This window comes from Burkholderia sp. LAS2 (assembly GCF_018417615.1).
Classification (GTDB): Bacteria; Pseudomonadota; Gammaproteobacteria; order Burkholderiales; family Burkholderiaceae; genus Burkholderia; species Burkholderia sola.
This window is the reverse complement of sequence record NZ_CP071052.1, coordinates 1,964,169-1,981,157: the sequence shown is the minus strand read 5'-3', so window position 1 is coordinate 1,981,157 and position 16,989 is coordinate 1,964,169. Positions and strand designations below refer to the sequence as shown.

15 protein-coding genes are annotated in these 16,989 nt (G+C 68.5%); 9 read left to right on the top strand and 6 right to left on the bottom strand.

The features are described from left to right. Positions 1-103: 103 nt before the first annotated feature. From wrbA to JYG37_RS09215, 4 genes are read left to right on the top strand one after another with little or no spacing between them, the layout of a single operon-like run. Positions 104-724, top strand: coding sequence for an NAD(P)H:quinone oxidoreductase (gene wrbA / locus JYG37_RS09230; RefSeq protein ID WP_213346041.1), 621 nt, complete (start codon positions 104-106; stop codon positions 722-724). Continuing rightward, a complete protein-coding gene (locus JYG37_RS09225) occupies positions 721-1,113 on the top strand; it encodes a DUF2069 domain-containing protein (protein WP_050018173.1) in 393 nt (130 codons plus the stop codon). Before wrbA ends, JYG37_RS09225 begins: the two co-directional genes overlap by 4 nt. A gap of 18 nt (positions 1,114-1,131) precedes the next feature. Beyond that, a complete protein-coding gene (locus JYG37_RS09220) occupies positions 1,132-2,553 on the top strand; it encodes an FAD-binding oxidoreductase (RefSeq protein WP_050018174.1) in 1,422 nt (473 codons plus the stop codon). A gap of 25 nt (positions 2,554-2,578) precedes the next feature. Continuing rightward, entirely contained in the window at positions 2,579-3,409 is an 831-nt protein-coding gene (locus tag JYG37_RS09215; RefSeq protein WP_213346040.1) for a metallophosphoesterase, read from the top strand. Between the two features lie 61 nt (positions 3,410-3,470). Here JYG37_RS09215 and JYG37_RS09210 read toward each other — a convergent pair whose 3' ends face one another. Together JYG37_RS09210 and JYG37_RS09205 are read right to left on the bottom strand one after the other, a co-directional pair. Continuing rightward, the gene (locus tag JYG37_RS09210; protein WP_162838134.1) at positions 3,471-3,623 is read right to left on the bottom strand and encodes a hypothetical protein; all 153 of its coding nucleotides are present in this window, start codon (positions 3,621-3,623) and stop codon (positions 3,471-3,473) included. A 117-nt stretch (positions 3,624-3,740) separates the two neighbouring features. Next, positions 3,741-4,682: a LysR family transcriptional regulator gene (locus JYG37_RS09205; RefSeq protein ID WP_050018176.1), complete on the bottom strand. Its 942-nt coding sequence runs from the start codon at positions 4,680-4,682 to the stop codon at positions 3,741-3,743. A 157-nt stretch (positions 4,683-4,839) separates the two neighbouring features. Here JYG37_RS09205 and JYG37_RS09200 point away from each other — a divergent pair, with 157 nt between their 5' ends. From JYG37_RS09200 to JYG37_RS09185, 4 genes are read left to right on the top strand one after another with little or no spacing between them, the layout of a single operon-like run. Continuing rightward, positions 4,840-6,429: an efflux transporter outer membrane subunit gene (locus JYG37_RS09200; protein WP_080334427.1), complete on the top strand. Its 1,590-nt coding sequence runs from the start codon at positions 4,840-4,842 to the stop codon at positions 6,427-6,429. A 14-nt stretch (positions 6,430-6,443) separates the two neighbouring features. Next, positions 6,444-8,648, top strand: coding sequence for an FUSC family protein (locus JYG37_RS09195; RefSeq protein ID WP_213346039.1), 2,205 nt, complete (start codon positions 6,444-6,446; stop codon positions 8,646-8,648). Beyond that, positions 8,645-8,848, top strand: a complete 204-nt coding sequence (locus tag JYG37_RS09190) for a DUF1656 domain-containing protein (protein WP_006476212.1) — start codon at positions 8,645-8,647, stop codon at positions 8,846-8,848. The genes JYG37_RS09195 and JYG37_RS09190 overlap by 4 nt, the downstream gene beginning before the upstream one ends. Before the next feature lie 12 nt (positions 8,849-8,860). Next, entirely contained in the window at positions 8,861-9,736 is an 876-nt protein-coding gene (locus JYG37_RS09185) for an efflux RND transporter periplasmic adaptor subunit (RefSeq protein ID WP_213346038.1), read from the top strand. Between the two features lie 21 nt (positions 9,737-9,757). Here the strand turns inward: JYG37_RS09185 and JYG37_RS09180 are convergent, their stop codons facing one another. Beyond that, positions 9,758-11,431, bottom strand: a complete 1,674-nt coding sequence (locus tag JYG37_RS09180) for a methyl-accepting chemotaxis protein (RefSeq protein ID WP_089488373.1) — start codon at positions 11,429-11,431, stop codon at positions 9,758-9,760. A 405-nt stretch (positions 11,432-11,836) separates the two neighbouring features. Here JYG37_RS09180 and JYG37_RS09175 point away from each other — a divergent pair, with 405 nt between their 5' ends. Further along, complete coding sequence (locus tag JYG37_RS09175; protein ID WP_089488372.1) at positions 11,837-13,072, top strand: MFS transporter; 1,236 nt, start codon at positions 11,837-11,839, stop codon at positions 13,070-13,072. Positions 13,073-13,143: 71 nt separating this feature from the next. Here JYG37_RS09175 and JYG37_RS09170 read toward each other — a convergent pair whose 3' ends face one another. The 3 genes from JYG37_RS09170 to JYG37_RS09160 all read right to left on the bottom strand — a co-directional run bounded on the left by JYG37_RS09170 (position 13,144) and on the right by JYG37_RS09160 (position 16,871). Next, positions 13,144-13,938, bottom strand: coding sequence for a 5'-methylthioadenosine/adenosylhomocysteine nucleosidase (locus JYG37_RS09170; RefSeq protein ID WP_502775461.1), 795 nt, complete (start codon positions 13,936-13,938; stop codon positions 13,144-13,146). Then, positions 13,938-16,301: a UvrD-helicase domain-containing protein gene (locus JYG37_RS09165; protein WP_050017558.1), complete on the bottom strand. Its 2,364-nt coding sequence runs from the start codon at positions 16,299-16,301 to the stop codon at positions 13,938-13,940. The genes JYG37_RS09170 and JYG37_RS09165 overlap by 1 nt, the downstream gene beginning before the upstream one ends. A 249-nt stretch (positions 16,302-16,550) precedes the next feature. Then, on the bottom strand, positions 16,551-16,871 hold the full coding sequence (locus JYG37_RS09160; protein WP_244138071.1) for a T6SS amidase immunity protein Tai4 family protein: 321 nt from the start codon (positions 16,869-16,871) through the stop codon (positions 16,551-16,553). Between the last annotated feature and the right edge of the window lie 118 nt (positions 16,872-16,989).

Here is a 16,989-nt window from a genome sequence, read left to right as displayed (position 1 = left end):
CCGCCGCGCTGCGCGACGGCTTCAGCCCCTATAATAGCCGCTCGATCCCAGCAGGGGCCGACTGCACCGGGCACGCGCGCGGCCGCACGCGGCTCCGTCGCCCATGAAAGACATTCTCGTCCTCTATTACAGCCGTCACGGCGCCACGCGCGATCTCGCGCTCGCGATCGCGAACGGCATCGACAGCGTGCCGGGCATGCAGGCCCGCATCCGCTCCGTGCCGCCCGTGTCGGCCGTCTGCGAAGCCACCGCCCCCGACATCCCGGCCGACGGCCCGCCGTACGCGGAGCTGCGCGACCTCGAGGAATGCGCGGGCCTCGCGCTCGGCTCACCCACCCGCTTCGGCAACATGGCCGCGTCGCTCAAGTATTTCCTCGACGGCACGACGCCGCAATGGCTATCGGGCGCACTGACCGGCAAGCCCGCGAGCGTGTTCACGTCGACGGGCAGCCTGCACGGCGGCCAGGAGTCGACGCTGCTGTCGATGATGCTGCCGCTGCTGCATCACGGGATGATGATCGTCGGGATCCCGTACACCGAATCCGCCCTCAGCACGACACGTACCGGCGGCACGCCGTACGGCGCGTCGCACGTCGCGCAGCACGACCGCGCGGCGCCCGGGGGGCTGTCGGCGGACGAGAAGGCGCTTGCCGCCGCGCTCGGCGTACGGCTCGCGCGCGCCGCCGCGGCCCTTTCCGCCGCGCAGGCCGCCGAAGCCGCATGACCGCCCCCGCCCGCCCCGCCGTCGCGGCCCGGCCGCGCTACGCGCTGGCCGCCGCCGCGTGTCTCGTCGCGCTGATCGCGCTGTCGCTCGCATGGGAGCTGTGGCTCGCGCCGCTGCGCCCCGGCGGCTCCGCGCTGATGCTCAAGGCCGTGCCGCTCGCGCTCGCGCTGCCCGGCGTCTGGCGGCGTAACATCTATACGATGCAGTGGGCGAGCATGCTGATCCTCGTCTATCTGGCCGAAGGCATCGTGCGCGGCATGTCCGATCGCGGGCTGTCCGCGACGCTCGGCTGGTGCGAGACCCTGCTTGCCGTCGGCTTCTTCGTGGCGGCGCTGGCCTACGTCGCGCCGTTCAAGCGCGCGGCGAAAAAACCGCGCGCCGCGTCCTGACCCTTACGCGACAAGGTGATGATGTCCTCCGAAGCTTTCGTTTCCGCGTGCCGCGACGCGATCGGCGCCGACCACGTGCTGACCGATCCGCACGATACCGAACCGTTCCTGACCGACTGGCGCCGCCGCTACAAGGGCGCCGCGTGCGCGGTGCTGAGGCCCGCGAACACGGCCGAAGTCGCCGCGCTCGTGAAGCTCGCCAACGCGCACGGCGTCGCGCTCGTGCCGCAGGGCGGCAACACGGGGCTCGCCGGCGGCGCGACGCCCGACGCGAGCGGCAGCCAGGCCGTGCTGAGCGTCGCGCGCCTGAACCGCGTGCGCGCGCTCGATCCGCACAACAATACGATTACCGTCGAAGCCGGCGTGATCCTCGCCGACGTGCAGGCGCGCGCCCGCGAAGGCGGCCGGCTGTTCGCGCTGAGCCTCGCGGCGGAAGGCAGCTGCACGATCGGCGGCAACCTGTCGACCAATGCGGGCGGCACCGCAGTGCTGCGCTACGGCAACGCGCGCGAGCTGTGCCTTGGGCTCGAGGTCGTGACGCCGCAGGGCGAGATCTGGGACGGGCTGCGCGGCCTGCGCAAGGACAACACCGGCTACGACCTGCGCGACCTGTTCATCGGCGCCGAAGGCACGCTCGGGATCATCACCGCGGCCGTGATGAAGCTGCATCCGCTGCCGGCCGCGCAGGTCACCGCGCTGGCCGCGCTCGAATCGCCGCACGCGGCGCTCGATTTCCTCGCACTCGCGCAGCGCGCGGCCGGGCCGCTGTTGACCGGCTTCGAGCTGATGTCGGATTTCTGCATGCAGCTGGTCGGCAAGCACTATCCGCAACTGCGCTACCCGTTCGCGCAGACGCATGCGCAAACGGTGCTGCTGGAGCTGTCCGACAACGAAAGCGAAGCGCATGCGCGCGCGCTGTTCGAAAAGCTGATGGAAGAAGCGTTCGAGGCCGGGCTCGTGGTCGACGCGGTGGTCGCGGAGAACCTCGCGCAGTCGCGTGCGTTCTGGGACTTGCGCGAGCACATCCCGCTCGCGCAGGCGGACGAAGGGCTCAACATCAAGCACGACATCGCGGTGCCGATCTCGTCGATCGCCCGTTTCATCGACGAGACCGACGCGGCGATCCAGCAGGCCGCGCCGGGCGCGCGCATGGTCACGTTCGGCCACCTCGGCGACGGCAACCTGCACTACAACGTGCAGATGCCCGAAGGCGGCGATCCGAAGGCGTTCCTCGCAGCGTTCCAGGCGCCGATCAACCGGATCGTCTACGACAACGTGCACCGTCACCACGGCACCATCAGCGCGGAGCACGGCATCGGCCAGTTGAAGATCGACGACGCGCAGCGCTACAAGTCGCCGGTCGAAACGACGCTGATGCGCACGCTGAAGACCGCGCTCGACCCGCGCGGCCTGATGAATCCCGGCAAGGTCCTGCGCTGAAGCCGCCCACTCAGGAGCCACGCCCGTGAAAGTCCGCGTCCTGTCCGACCTGCATCTCGAAAACAACCTGCCCGACGCGATCCCGCATGCCGACGCGGATCTCGTCGTGCTGGCCGGCGACATCCACAATCACGCGGAAGGTCTGCGCTGGGCCGCCGAGACGTTCGACCCGGCGGTGCCGGTGATCTACGTGCCCGGCAACCACGAGTATTACGACGGGGAATTCGGCGCGCTGGAATCGTCAATGCGCGACGCGGCGCATGCGCTCGACAACGTGCATTACCTGAACAACGGCGTCTACGTCGATCCCGCGCAACGCTTCCGCGTGCTGGGCACGACGCTGTGGGCCGATTTTTCGCTGTTCGGCCGGGACGAAGCCAGCGTCGCGCGCGCGACCGACGCCGGGCTGCGCGTGATGCTCGATTTCAAGGGATTGATCCAGGTGACCTGGCCGCACGACGCGGCGGTGCATCCGACAGCCGCGGCGCCGGAACGGGATTTCGCGCCGGCCGACGCGATCGCGCTGCACCGGCGAGGCCGCGCATGGCTGGAAGCGCAGCTGGCCGCGCCGTTCGCGGGCAGGACGATCGTCGTCACCCATCATGCGCCGCACCGGCGCTCGCTGGCGGAACGCTATGCGAAAGATCTGGCTTCCGCGGGGTTCGTCACGGACATGGCGGAACTGGTGCGGCCGCCGGTGGATCTGTGGCTGCACGGTCACACGCATACGTCATTCGACTACGTTGCGGACGGCGGCACGCGCGTGGTGTGCAATCCGCGCGGCTACTTTCACCGGCGCACCGGCGAATGGGAAAACCCCGCGTTCGCGTGGGACAAGGTCGTCGAGCTCGGCTGAGCGCCGGCCCGGGCGGCCGCGTCGCACGGCCTTCCCGACCTGAAGCGTGACGCCCGCGGGATCAGCGGCCGGGGCGGCGCGGCTCGCGCACGCGGACCGGCACGGGCTTGAGCTGCGCCTTCGCCTTCATCGCACGCAGCAGGTCGCGGGTCGCCGCCGCGGCGGCAGCCGCGCCCAGCAGGACGCCAAGGCCGATCATCAGGTGCGTATCCATCGCTACTCCGGTGTGGTGTATCTCGTTAATTCCAACAGTATCAAACTGTCTGACACACGTTCGTAAAAAAATGTTGCGTGAAGGACAAATCTCGTCAGATCGCGGTCGACCGCGCGATCATGTCGCACGCGTGAACTGTTCGAGCGCGGCTTCGTCGGCTTGGAGCGTGAGCGGCACCTCTTCGCGCAGGAAATCGACCCAGGTCCGGATTTTCGCGTCGAGGTACTGACGCGACGGATACAGCGCGTAGATGTTCATCACGTGCGAGCGGTACTCGGGCATCACGCGCACGATGTGCCCGCCGCGCAGCCAGCCGATCGCCGAATAGAGCGGCAGGCCGCCGATGCCCATCCCCTCCCGCACGGCCACCGCGAGCGCCTCGGCGACGTTCACGCGGAACGGCGGCGCCGTGATCGGCACGACTTCGTCGCCGTTCGGCCCCGCCAGCGCCCATTCGTCGAAGTGAAAGCCCGGCGCGACCATCCCGAGGCACACGTGCTGCGCGAGATCGGCCGGCCGCTGCGGCAAGCCGTGCGACTCGATATAGCCGGGCGACGCGCACACGACGCTGTAGCTCTCGCCGAGCCGTTGCGACACGAGCCCCGAATCCGGCAGATCGCGGCCGACGACGATCGCGACGTCGTAGCCCTCGTCGAGCAGGTCCGGCATCCGCTGCGCAAGCGTCAGCTCGACGTGCACGTCCGGATAGCGCTCGCGGTAGCGCGCGATGGCCGGCACCAGATAGTGCTGACCGAGGCTCGTGAAGCAATGGACTTTCAGCTTGCCGGACGGACGCGCATGCGCATCGCCGGCCTCGGCTTCGGCCTGGTCGACGTAAGCGAGGATCTGTTCGCAGCGTTGCAGATAGCGCTCGCCGGCTTCGGTCAGCGCGATCCGGCGCGTCGTGCGGTTCAGGAGGCGCGTGCGCAGGTGGGCCTCGAGATCCGAGACCGCGCGCGATGCGTAGGCGGTGGTCGAATTCATCTGCTGGGCGGCGGCGGTAAAGCTTCCCGCGTCCACCACGCGGACGAATACCCGCATGTTTTGTAACGTATCCATCCGATTACCCGTGTGAATCCGCAAGGATTGTTGCACAGGGTCCAACAAATATTATCTCAGGATTCGTAAAAATGACTTGCACCGTTGTCCGTTTATTCAGGAATCGCTGAAAAATATAATCGCCTCCGACTCATCTATATCCGAAAGGGAGAAAATCGTGCAGTCTCCGGCGACAAAAGGGACGCTCGCACTGGCGGTTCTTGCAGTCTCATTAATAATGGCCGGTTGCGCGAGCATGGGCGACAACAAAACCCAGTCCACTCGCATCGAAGCGAACGCGCTCGACGCCGGCGCGGCCATCCGCGCGGCCGACCGAGACGCGGGCTGGCCCGCCGCCGACTGGTGGCGCGCGTACCGCGATCCGCAGCTCGATGCGTGGATCGCCGCCGCCCAGGCCGGCAACCCGACCCTCGCGGCGGCCGAGGCCCGCGTGCGGGAAGCGCAGGCGATGGCGCGCGTCGCCCGTTCGGCCGAGCTGCCGCAGATCAACGGCAACCTGTCGCTGATGCGTCAGCACTGGCCGGACAACGTGTACTACGGCCCGGGGCCGCTCGCCGATACCGACACCTGGAACAACACCGGCACGCTCGGCCTGTCGTATCACCTCGATCTGTGGGGCAAGGACAAGAACGCAACCGAGCGTGCGCTCGACACCGCGCATGCGACCGCCGCCGACGCGCGGGCGGCAAAGCTCGAACTCGAAGTCAACGTCGTGCGCGCGTATGTCGGCATGTCGATGAATTACGCGCTGCTCGACCTCGCGCACGAAACGTACGAACGCCAGCGCTCGCTCGCCGATCTCGCGCGCAAGCGGCTGCAGGCCGGCCTCGGCACGCAGCTCGACGTAAGCCAGGCGGAATCGACGCTGCCCGACTACGAGCGCCAGATCGACAGCTATGAGGAAGCGATCCAGCTCGCGCGCCACCAGCTCGCCGCACTGGCCGGCAAGGGTCCCGGCGCCGGCGACGCGATCAAGCGGCCGCAGCTGGCGCTCGAGGCGCCGGCCGGCCTGCCGTCGGCCATGCCGGCCGACCTGCTCGGCCGCCGCCCGGACGTCGTCGCGGCGCGCTGGACGGTCGACGCGCAGGCGCGCGGCATCGACGTCGCGAAGGCGTCGTTCTACCCGAACATCGACCTGCTCGCGACGGTCGGCGGCTTCGGCGTGACCGCGCCGTTCACCGACTTCCTGCGCGCGATGAACGGCGGCTGGACGGCCGGTCCCGCGCTGTCGCTGCCGATCTTCGAAGGCGGCCGGCTGCGTGCACAGCTCGGCGCCGCGAATGCCGGCTACGACCAGGCGGTCGAGCGCTACAACCAGACGATCGTCGGCGCGCTCAAGGACATCGCCGACCAGGTCGTGCGGATCCGCTCGCTCGATACGCAGAAGAAGGACGCCGCGCGGTCGGTGGCGGCCAACAATCGCAGCTATCAACTGTCCCGCGAAGGCTTCCGCCGCGGGCTGACCGATTACGTGAACGTGCTGGTCGCGCAACAGCAACTGCTGCGTGCGCAGGAGACGGCCGCCCGCATCGACGCGGAACGCCTCGCCGCACACGCGCAGCTGATGGCCGCGCTCGGCGGCGGGGTCGAGACGGGGACGGATGTCCGGGGCGGCCAACCGCCGAAGGATGAGGCCACCGTCGGTGTAGCCGCGCCAGCCGCCGCATCGGCCGCGAAGCCCGCGGCAGCCGCCGCCCGGCCCGCGCAGGTCGCAACCGCCGGCGGCGCCGCGCCGGCCGCACGGTAACGCGGAGCGCCGCCATGTCAGCTTCCTCCCCCGCTTCCCCGCGCGTCGACGGCCCGTTCGCGGCCTGGACCGACGCGTTCGGCGACTGGGCCCGCACCGACGGCGCCGCGTGGCTCTACCTGTTCAAGGCGCTGCTCGCCGCGTTCATCGCGACCGGCGTGTCGATGCGGCTCGACCTGCCCGCGCCGAAAACGGCGATGACGACCGTGTTCATCGTGATGCAGCCGCAAAGCGGCGCGGTGCTCGCGAAAAGCTTCTACCGGGTCGCCGGCACGATCTTCGGGCTGATCGCGACGCTCACCTTCGTCGGGCTGTTCCCGCAGCAGCCGCAACTGTTCCTGCTGGCGGTCGCGCTGTGGGTCGCGCTGTGCACGGCCGGCGCCGCGCGCAACCGCAACTTCCGCAGCTACGGCTTCCTGCTGGCCGGCTACACGACCGCGCTGATCGGGCTGCCCGCGTCGCAGCACCCGGACGGCGCATTCATGAGCGCGATGACGCGCGTGGCCGAAATCATGGTCGGGATCGTGTCGGCCGGCGTGGTCAGCGCGCTCGTGTTTCCGCGGACCACCGGCGAGCAGATGCGCACGACGGTGCGCAAGCGCTTCGGCAGTTTCGTCGACTACGTCGCGGCGGCGCTGTCGGGCAAGCTCGACCGCGCGCATATCGAAACCATCCATACGCGCTTCGTCGCCGACGTGGTCGGGTTCGAGGCCGCGCGCAGCATGGCCGTGTTCGAGGATCCGGACACGCGGATGCGCAGCGGCCGCCTCGCGCGGCTGAACAGCGAGTTCATGAGCGCGTCGAGCCGCTTCCATGCGCTGCACCAGTTGATGAACCGGCTGCATGCGGCCGGCGCGCAGGCCGCGATCGACGCGATCGAGCCGTACTTTCGCGAGATCGCGCCGCTGCTGCTGACGCCCGCCGGCGAACCGGTGCGCACGTCGGCCGATGCCGGCCACGCGGCCGCGCAACTGCTCGCGTGGCGCGACGCGCTGCCGCGCCGCATCCGCGCGACGCGCGCCGCGCTCGAAACGCAGCCGGACTTTCCGCTGCTCGACTTCGATACGGCCGCCGAACTGCTGTACCGCTTCATCACCGACCTGCACGAATACGCGGCCACCTACGCGTCGCTGTCGAGCGCGACGCACGAGCGCGAACGCTGGATCGAGCGCTACGAGCCGCGCACCAATGCGACGGCGATGGTGATCGCGGCGATCCGCACCGCGACCGTGATCCTCGTGCTCGGCTGGTTCTGGATCGAGACCGCGTGGCCGAGCGGCGTGACGATGACGCTGACGGCGGCGGCCACCTGCGCGCTCGCGTCGTCGACGCCGCGCCCGACAGCGATGTCCGCGCAGATGGGCATGGGTACCGCACTCGCGATCTGCACGGGCTTCCTGCTGACGTTCGGCATCTATCCGCACATCGACGGTTTTCCGCTGTTGTGCGTCGCGCTTGCGCCGCTGCTCGCGATCGGCATCTTCATGACGCTGAAGCCGAAGCTCGCCGGCTACGGGATGGGCTACCTGATCTTCTTCAGCTTCCTCGCCGGCCCGGACAACATCACGCACTACGATCCGACCAGCTTCATGAACGACTCGCTCGCGCTGGTGCTGGCGATGCTGGCGTCGGCGATCGCGTTCGCGGTGCTGTTCCCGCCGACCGCGCCGTGGCTCAAGAAGCGCCTCTTCGCGGACCTGCGCCACCAGGCCGTCGCGGCCGGTCACGCGCGGCTCGTGGGCCTGCGCACGCGCTTCGAAAGCGGCGCGCGCGACCTGATGTACCAGGCGCACACGCTGTCGGCCGACCAGCCGGACGTGCAGCGCGACGCGCTGCGCTGGATGTTCGCGGTGCTCGAAGCCGGCAACGCGACGATCGACCTGCGCCAGGAGCTCGCAACGCTGCCGTCCGACCCGCGCTATGCGAGCGCGATGCCGTGGCGGCGCGCGATCGAGACGATGCGCACGGCGCTGTCGGCGCTGTTCTCGAAGCCGAGCGCAGCACGTTTCGACGCGACGCTCGCCGCGACCAATGCGGCGATCGACGCGACCCGGCAGACGCTCGATGCGGTCGAGCCGTCGCGCGAAGAACGCCACCGGCTGCAGCGCATCCTGAGCCATCTGCATTTCGTGCGGACCGCGCTGCTCGACCCGGAATCGCCGCTCGAGCCGCTCAACCGCAACCGCCCCGTGCGTCCCCAACCAGGAGCCTCGTCATGATGCCGCGTGAAATCGCCATTCTCGATGCCTACATGCCGACGGTGGTGCTGATGTTCGTCCTCGGCGCGATCGCGACCTGGGCCGTCGACCGCCTGCTCGCCTATACGGGCCTCTATCGCCTTGTCTGGCACCCGTCGCTGTTCCGGGCCTGCCTTCTCGTCTGCATTTGCGGCGGACTGAGTCTTGCCGTTTACCGTTGATTCCGAACCATCATGATGCTCAGAAAACTCTTCGGCTTCGTCGCGACCGCCGTCATCCTTCTCGTCGCGATCCTGATCGGGCGCTCGCTGTGGGTGCACTACATGGACGATCCGTGGACGCGCGACGGGCGCGTGCGCGCCGAAATCGTCAACGTCGCGCCGGACGTGTCGGGCGCGATCGTCGAGCTGCCCGTGCATGACAACCAGCTCGTGAAGAAAGGCGACCTGATCATGCAGATCGACCCGTCGCACTACCGGATCGCGGTCGAGCAGGCGCAGGCGGCGGTCGCTGCCCGTCGCGCGGAACTGCAGATGCGCCGCGACGACGCGGCCCGCCGCGCGGACCTCGATGCGCTCGTCGTGTCGAAGGAAAACCGCGAGAACGCGGCGCACAGCGCGTCGAGCGCCGATGCGCAGTACCAGCAGGCGATCGCCGCGCTCGACGCCGCGAAGCTCAACCTCGAACGCACGCGCCTCGTCGCGCCGGTCGACGGCTACATCACGAACCTTCAGACGTTCAAGGGCAACTATGCGGTGGCCGGCCAGGCGAAGCTCGCGATCGTCGACAGCCATTCGTTCTGGGTCTACGGCTACTTCGAGGAAACCAAGCTGCCGCGCGTGAAGATCGGCGCGCCGGCCGAAATGCGGCTGATGAGCGGCGGCGTGATGAAGGGCCATGTGGAAAGCATCTCGCGCGGCATCTACGATCGCGACAACCCGCAAAGCCGCGACCTCGTCGCGGACGTGAACCCGACCTTCAACTGGGTGCGCCTCGCGCAGCGCGTGCCGGTGCGCATCCGGATCGACGAAGTGCCGGCCGACGTGGTGCTGTCGGCGGGCACGACCTGCACGGTCATCATCGATCCGGACAAGCAGAAGAAGTCGTAAGCGCCGGAGCGCGCCGCACGCTCAGTGTGCGATGCGGAAACGCCCGACCAGCGCCTTCAGCGCCTGAGCCTGCTCGTCGAGCGCGTTCGCGGCAGCCGCCGCCTGTTCGACGAGCGCCGCGTTCTGCTGGGTGCCGGCATCCATCTGCGTGACCGCGCGGCCGATTTCGTCGATCCCCGCGCTCTGCTCGTCCGACGCCGCCGAAATCTCGCCGATGATGTCGGTCACGCGCTTGACCGCGCGCACCACGTCGCCCATCGTGCGGCCCGCGTCGTGCGCGAGCGCCGCGCCGTTGGCCACGCGCTCGACCGACGCGCCGATCAGCTCCCGGATCTCCTTGGCCGCGGTCGCCGAGCGCTGCGCGAGCAGCCGCACCTCGCCGGCGACCACCGAAAAACCGCGCCCCTGCTCGCCGGCGCGCGCGGCCTCGACCGCCGCGTTCAACGCGAGAATGTTGGTCTGGAAGGCGATCCCTTCGATCGTGCCGATGATGTCGCGGATGTTCTTCGCGCTGTCGTCGATCTCGCTCATCGTCGCGACCACGCGCCCGACGACCTCCCCGCCCGTCTCCGCCACCGCCGACGCATTGGCCGCGAGCGAGCTCGCCTGACGCGCATTCTCGGCGTTCTGCCGCACGGTCGACGTGAGCTGCTCCATGCTGGCCGCGGTGCGCTCGAGCGCGACGGCCTGCTGTTCGGTGCGGCGCGACAGGTCGAGGTTGCCGGTCGAGATTTCGCCGGACGCGGCCGCGATGGCCTCGGCGCTCACCGCGATCTCGCCGACGGTGGCCGCGAGCCCCGTCTGCATCTCGGCCAGCGCGCGCACCATGCTGCCGCGATCGTGCCGGCCGAGCGCGATCGGCCGCGTCAGGTCGCCGCGCGCGATGTCCGCGGCGATCTCCTTCGCGAGCGCGGGCTCGCCGCCGAGCTGCGACGCGAGACGCCGCACGACGCGCTCGGCGATCACGACGGCCAGCACGATCAATGCGGCCGTCATCGCGGCGATCATCGCGAACGACGACGAAAAAATGGTGGCGGACGCATCGAGCGTCGCCTTCGACTTCTCGCCGCGCGTCTTCACGAGTTCGGCGACGAGTTTTTCGAGCTTGCCGGTTTCGACCAGCAGCGACACGTCCTGCGTGCCGACCTGCCAGTTCATCTGCGACAGGTCGAGCGGCTGCGCGCGCACCAGCGTGACGAAATCGCGCAGATGCGTGCTCCACGTGCCGACCGCCGTCGAGAACGCGTGCAGCCGCGCCGAATCGCCGGTATCGGCCGGATCCGCATAGCGCTGCAGCGTGCCGAGCGCCTGGCTGATCGACGCGAGCCCCGCGCTCACCTCGGCGCCGAGTTCGTCGCGCTCCTTCGCGGTCGTCGCGGTCAGCAGCATCTTCTGCGCGCGGCTCGCGCGCAGCACCTCGGCGCGGACTTCAGCCGCCGCCCGGCTCGCGACGTGACCCTGTTCGTAGACCGACGCGATCGACGCGTTCAGCCGGCTGATCTGCCACAGCGAAAACATGCCGATCGCGAGCGTGCCCGCCAGCAGGATCGCGAATGCGGCGCGCAACGTCGCCTTGACGGTCCACGGCCGACGCTCGCGACGCGCCGCGCGCGCACGCCGTGCGACACGACCGGCGGCAACACCGGATGCGGCGGCCGCCGCACCGGGCTGTGGATGCAAAGATGCTGCTTTCATCGAACTATCCCCGTATGGATCACGCTGCCGGAAAGGTCGGTCCGGCGGTCCCGCGATGGCAGGCCATGCCGCGCGTCCGGCGCCCGCCCGGCGGGTAGCCGGGGCCAGGCGCGGCGCGCGTGTTGTCATTGGGTCGTTCTACGGCCGCCACCGCCGTTTCTTGAGTCCGGAAAAACACGCACCGGGCCCCGGCGCGGCCCCGCTGAAGCGGCGACCGCGCCGCCAGCGTTATACCCGTCCAAAAAAACATGCATCGGCCGATCCGTCCGACGAATGTCCGATTCGCGATAAAACTTGGCAGGACATTCGTGACACGCCACATTACACTTCTTTGACGCATCAACGAATCAACCACGCGCCGATCCCCAACAGAGCGCGCCAGCCACCTCAACTCGTTCAGCTCACATGGAAACCAGCCTCGACTCCGGCGCCGGCCCAGCCGTCGCTCAGCCGTCCGCACCGCCCGTCGCCCGCACCGTCTACCCGGTGCTCGGCGCGATCAGCTTCTCGCACATGCTCAACGACATGATCCAGTCGCTGATCCTCGCGATCTACCCGATGCTCAAGAGCCAGTTCGCGCTGTCGTTCGCGCAGATCGGCCTGATCACGCTCACTTACCAGATCACCGCGTCGCTGCTGCAGCCACTCATCGGCCTCTATACCGACAAGCGTCCGAAGCCGTATTCGCTGCCGGTCGGCATGGGCTTCACGCTCGCGGGGCTGCTGCTGATGTCGGCGGCGTCGAGTTTCCCGATGCTGCTGGTGGCCGCGGCGCTCGTCGGCTGCGGCTCGTCGGTGTTCCATCCCGAATCGTCGCGGGTCGCGCGGATGGCGTCGGGCGGCCAGCACGGGCTCGCGCAGTCGGTGTTCCAGGTGGGCGGCAATGCCGGCTCCGCGCTCGGGCCGCTGCTCGCCGCGCTCGTGATCATTCCGCACGGCCAGCACAGCATCGCGTGGTTCTCGGCGGCCGCGCTCGTCGCGATGATCGTGCTCACGCAGATCGGCCACTGGTACAAGAAGCATCCGTCGATGAAGAAGAAGGCCGTGGCGGCCGGCCACCCGACGCTGTCGCGCGGCCGCGTGATGGGCGCGATCGGCGTGCTGGTGCTGCTCGTGTTCTCGAAGTACTTCTACCTCGCGAGCATCAACAGCTATTTCACGTTCTATTTGATCGACAAATTCCACCTGTCGGTACAGGCCGCGCAGATCCACCTGTTCGTGTTCCTCGCGGCGGTGGCGGCCGGCACGCTGATCGGCGGGCCCGTCGGCGACCGGATCGGCCGCAAGTACGTGATCTGGGTGTCGATCCTCGGCGTCGCGCCATTCACGATGCTGCTGCCGTACGCGAACCTGTTCTGGACGAGCGTGCTGACCGTGATCATCGGCGTCGTGCTGGCGTCGGCGTTCGCCGCGATCCTCGTCTATGCGACGGAGCTGATGCCCGGCAAGGTCGGGATGGTCGCGGGCCTGTTCTTCGGCTTCGCGTTCGGGCTGGGCGGCGTCGGCGCGGCCGTGCTCGGCCAGCTCGCGGACGCGACGAGCATCCCGTTCGTCTACAAGGTGTGCTCGTTCCTGCCGCTGATCGGCGTGCTGACGGTGTTCCTGCCGAACCTCGAAGGCAGCGGGCGCAAAAAGGCGTGACGAACGACCGGCCGCGGCGTGCGCACCGTGGCCGGTCGAGCGGTTTGAACGGAAAAGACGAGACGGCGGCTTCAGGCCGCCGTCGTCGCATGCAGCGTCAGGAAACGCTTGAGGATGCCCGACGAATAGCTGCTCGCAATCGCCGACAGGAAGTGCGAGAACGACTGCGTCGCGTGATCGTCGGCCGTATCGGAGATCGTGCGCACGAGCGCGAACGGCACGTCGTGTTCGGCACATACCTGGGCGATCGCGGCGCCTTCCATCTCGACCGCGAGCGCGTCCGGCAGCGCGTCGCGCAGCGCGACGACTTCGCGCTCGCTCGACACGAAGCGGTCGCCGCTGATGACGAGCCCCGCGTGCAGCGCCGCGCCGGCAAGCCCGAAGCGCTCGGTGAACCGCGCGGCCTCTTCCTCGACGAACAGCGCGCATGCAGCCCGCAAGCGGGCCGTCAGCGCCGCGTCGGTCGCGAAACGCGTGATGCCGAGCAGCGGCACCTCGTAGCGCGGAAAGAGCGGCGATGCGTCGAGATCGTGCTGCAGCAGCGTATCGGCCACGACGACGTCACCGACCCGCACCGTGCGCGACACGCCGCCCGCGACACCGGTAAACACCACGCCCGACACGCCGAACACGTGGATCAGCGCGCTGACCGTCGCGGCGGCCGCGACCTTGCCGACCCGCGCGAGCGTGACGACGCAGGCCGCGCCGTGCACGGTGCCGACGTGATAATCACGGCGGCCGAGCGTGACCGTCTTCATCGCGCCGTCGGCGCGCATCGCGGCGATCAGGTCGCCGAGTTCCTCGGGCAGCGCGGCCAGAATGCCGAGCCGACGCGCGGCAGGCGCCACGACGAGGTCGACGTCCATCATTCCACCGCCTGCAGTTTCGCGACCGCGAGCGCGAGCCATTTCTCGCCGTGGCGCTTGAACTTCACCTGCGCCTTCGCATCGGTGCCGTTGCCTTCGAGCGCGGTGACCGTGCCTTCGCCGAACTTGGTATGGAACACCTGCTGGCCGACCCGGAAGCCGGTGTCGGCCGCGCGCTGCTTGTCCGCGAACGCGGGCAGCGGCGCGGACACGGCCGCATCGACGATCTGCTCTCGGCTGCCGCCGCCCGGCCGCGCGAACCAGTCGCGCCCGTAGCCGGCGTTGTCGGAGCGCCCGCCCCAGCGCGACCCGGCCTCGACCTTCGGCGTGAGCCACTTCAGCACGTGCTCCGGCAGTTCGTCGAAGAAGCGCGAGCGTACGTTGTAGCGGGTCTGGCCGTGCAGCATCCGGCTTTGCGCGAACGACAGGTAGAGCCGCTCCTTCGCGCGCGTGATCGCGACGTACATCAGCCGGCGCTCCTCCTCCAGGCCATCCGATTCGAGCACGCTGTTTTCGTGCGGGAACAGCCCCTCCTCGAGCCCGGTGATGAACACGGCCGAGAACTCGAGCCCCTTCGCCGCGTGCACGGTCATCAGCTGCACGGCGTCCTGCCCGGCCTGCGCCTGGTTGTCGCCTGCTTCCAGCGACGCGTGCGACAGAAAGCCGGCGAGCGGCGTCATCGTGTCGGGGTTCTGGGCCGGGTCGGCGGGCGATGCCGGATCGAGCACGTCGACTGCCGGATCGTCGGTCGCGGTACCGAGTTCGGGCGCCGCGATCGCGCCCGCGCGCAGCGGAATCGAGCGGGCCGGCGTGTCGAGCCCGTAGCCTTCCTCGGCGATGAACGCGGTGGCCGCGTTCACGAGTTCCTGCAAGTTCTCGAGGCGATCCTGGCCTTCGCGTTCGCCCTGGTAGAAATCGGCGAGGCCGCTCGCGCGCACGATGTGCTCGACGGTGTCGGGCAGGTTCATGTGCTGCGTGTCGGCGCGCATCTTCGCGATCAGGTTCGCGAACCCGCCGAGGCTCGTGCCGGCCTTGCCGGTCACGTACGGAATCGCGGCGGCCATCGAGCAGCCGTACAGCCGTGCGGCGTCGGCCAGTTGCTCGACCGAGCGCGCGCCGATCCCGCGAGTCGGGAAGTTCACGACGCGCGCGAATGCCGTGTCGTCGTTCGGGTTGTCGATCAGGCGCAGGTACGCGAGCGCATGCTTCACTTCCTGCCGCTCGAAAAAGCGCAGGCCGCCGTACACGCGGTACGGAATGCCCGACGACATCAGCGTGTGCTCGATCGAGCGCGACTGCGCGTTGCTGCGGTACAGGACGGCCACTTCGCTGCGCGCCATCCCGGTATTGATCAGCGAGCGGATTTCCTCGACGATCCAGCCGGCTTCCTGCGAATCGGTGCTGGCTTCGTACACGCGCACGGGCTCGCCGTGGCCGGCGTCGGTGCGCAGGTTCTTGCCGAGGCGGTGCGCGTTGTTCGAGATCAGCTGGTTCGCCGCGTCGAGGATGTTGCCGTGCGACCGGTAGTTCTGCTCGAGCTTGATCAGGTTGCGCACGCGGAATTCGTCCTCGAAGTCGCGCATGTTGCCGACGTTCGCGCCGCGGAACGCGTAGATCGACTGGTCGTCGTCGCCAACCGCGAAGATCGCGTTCTCGCCGCCCGCGAGCATCTTGAGCCACGCGTACTGCAGCTTGTTGGTGTCCTGGAACTCGTCGACGAGGATGTGCCGGAAGCGCGCCTGGTAGTGCGCGCGCAGCGGCGCGTTGTACGCGAGCAATTCGTAGCAGCGCAGCAGCAGCTCGGGGAAATCGACGACGCCTTCGCGCTGGCACTGCTGGTCGTACGCCTGGTACAGCTCGACGAACTTGCGGTTGAAGTTGTCGGTCGCGTCGACCTTGTCCGGGCGCAGCCCCTGCTCCTTCGCGTTGTTGATGAAGTACTGGACGTTCTTCGGCGGGTACTTTTCGTCGTCGACGTTCGCCGCTTTCATCAGTCGCTTGATCGCGGACAGCTGGTCGGCCGTATCGAGGATCTGGAAAGTCTGCGGCAGGCCCGCGTCGCGCCAGTGCGTGCGCAGCATCCGGTTGCACAGGCCGTGGAACGTGCCGATCCACATCCCGCGCGTGTCGATCGGCATCATCGCCGACAGGCGCGCCATCATCTCGCGCGCGGCCTTGTTCGTGAAGGTGACGGCGAGCACGGTGGGCGGCGATGCATAGCCCTGCTGGATCAGCCACGCGATGCGCGTGATCAGCACGCGGGTCTTGCCGCTGCCCGCCCCTGCGAGGATCAGCGCCGGTTCGTTCGGCAACGTGACGGCGGCGAGTTGTTCGGGGTTCAGATTGGCGAGCAGATCGGGCATGGAGCGGCGGCTAACGGGCGAGAAAAATGCGGACCCGACATTATAAGTCCGTCGTGCGCGATACCGTGACCGACCGATGTGGCATCGCGGCCCAACAGGCCGCCTTCCCCGCCGGCGACGGCTTCGGCACGCGTGACCAGCGTTATTTCCTGCGCGGGGCAGCAGGTTGGTCGCCGATCCAGTCGGGATGAGGGACATACCGGCGAACTTGTTCGGCGAGTTCGGGGCCGTGAGACAGGTCCAGGCATCTCAGCAGAGCAAATTTTGCCCCGGCGTAACCTTCCACGGGATTGCCGTAATCGCGGCGCAAAAATAGTGTTCTGCAAGCCGCTCGACCGCCCGATCGCCTTTTTTCTCATCGTAACGAGTCCATTCCAGGAACGCACTCTTGGTGACGTCGGCATCCTTGCCTGCCGGCGATCCCCAGTAAGCGAGCGACAGGCACGCCGCCAACACCCTGTCCTTGTAATTCTCCGCATTGGTGCGCCGCACGGCCATGACGGAACCGGCTGCTTCGGCAGACAGTGCCGAACATAGCGCGACGGCGCAGACCACCCGAAAAATATTCATATGAGCGACCGGAAATAAGCACGGCTAGTGCGATAGTTCGCCTCCGGCATCCGCCGAGGGTTCTTTTTATCCCGGATATGCGCAGCGACGCTGCTCCTGGGTGGCGACGGCGGACCGG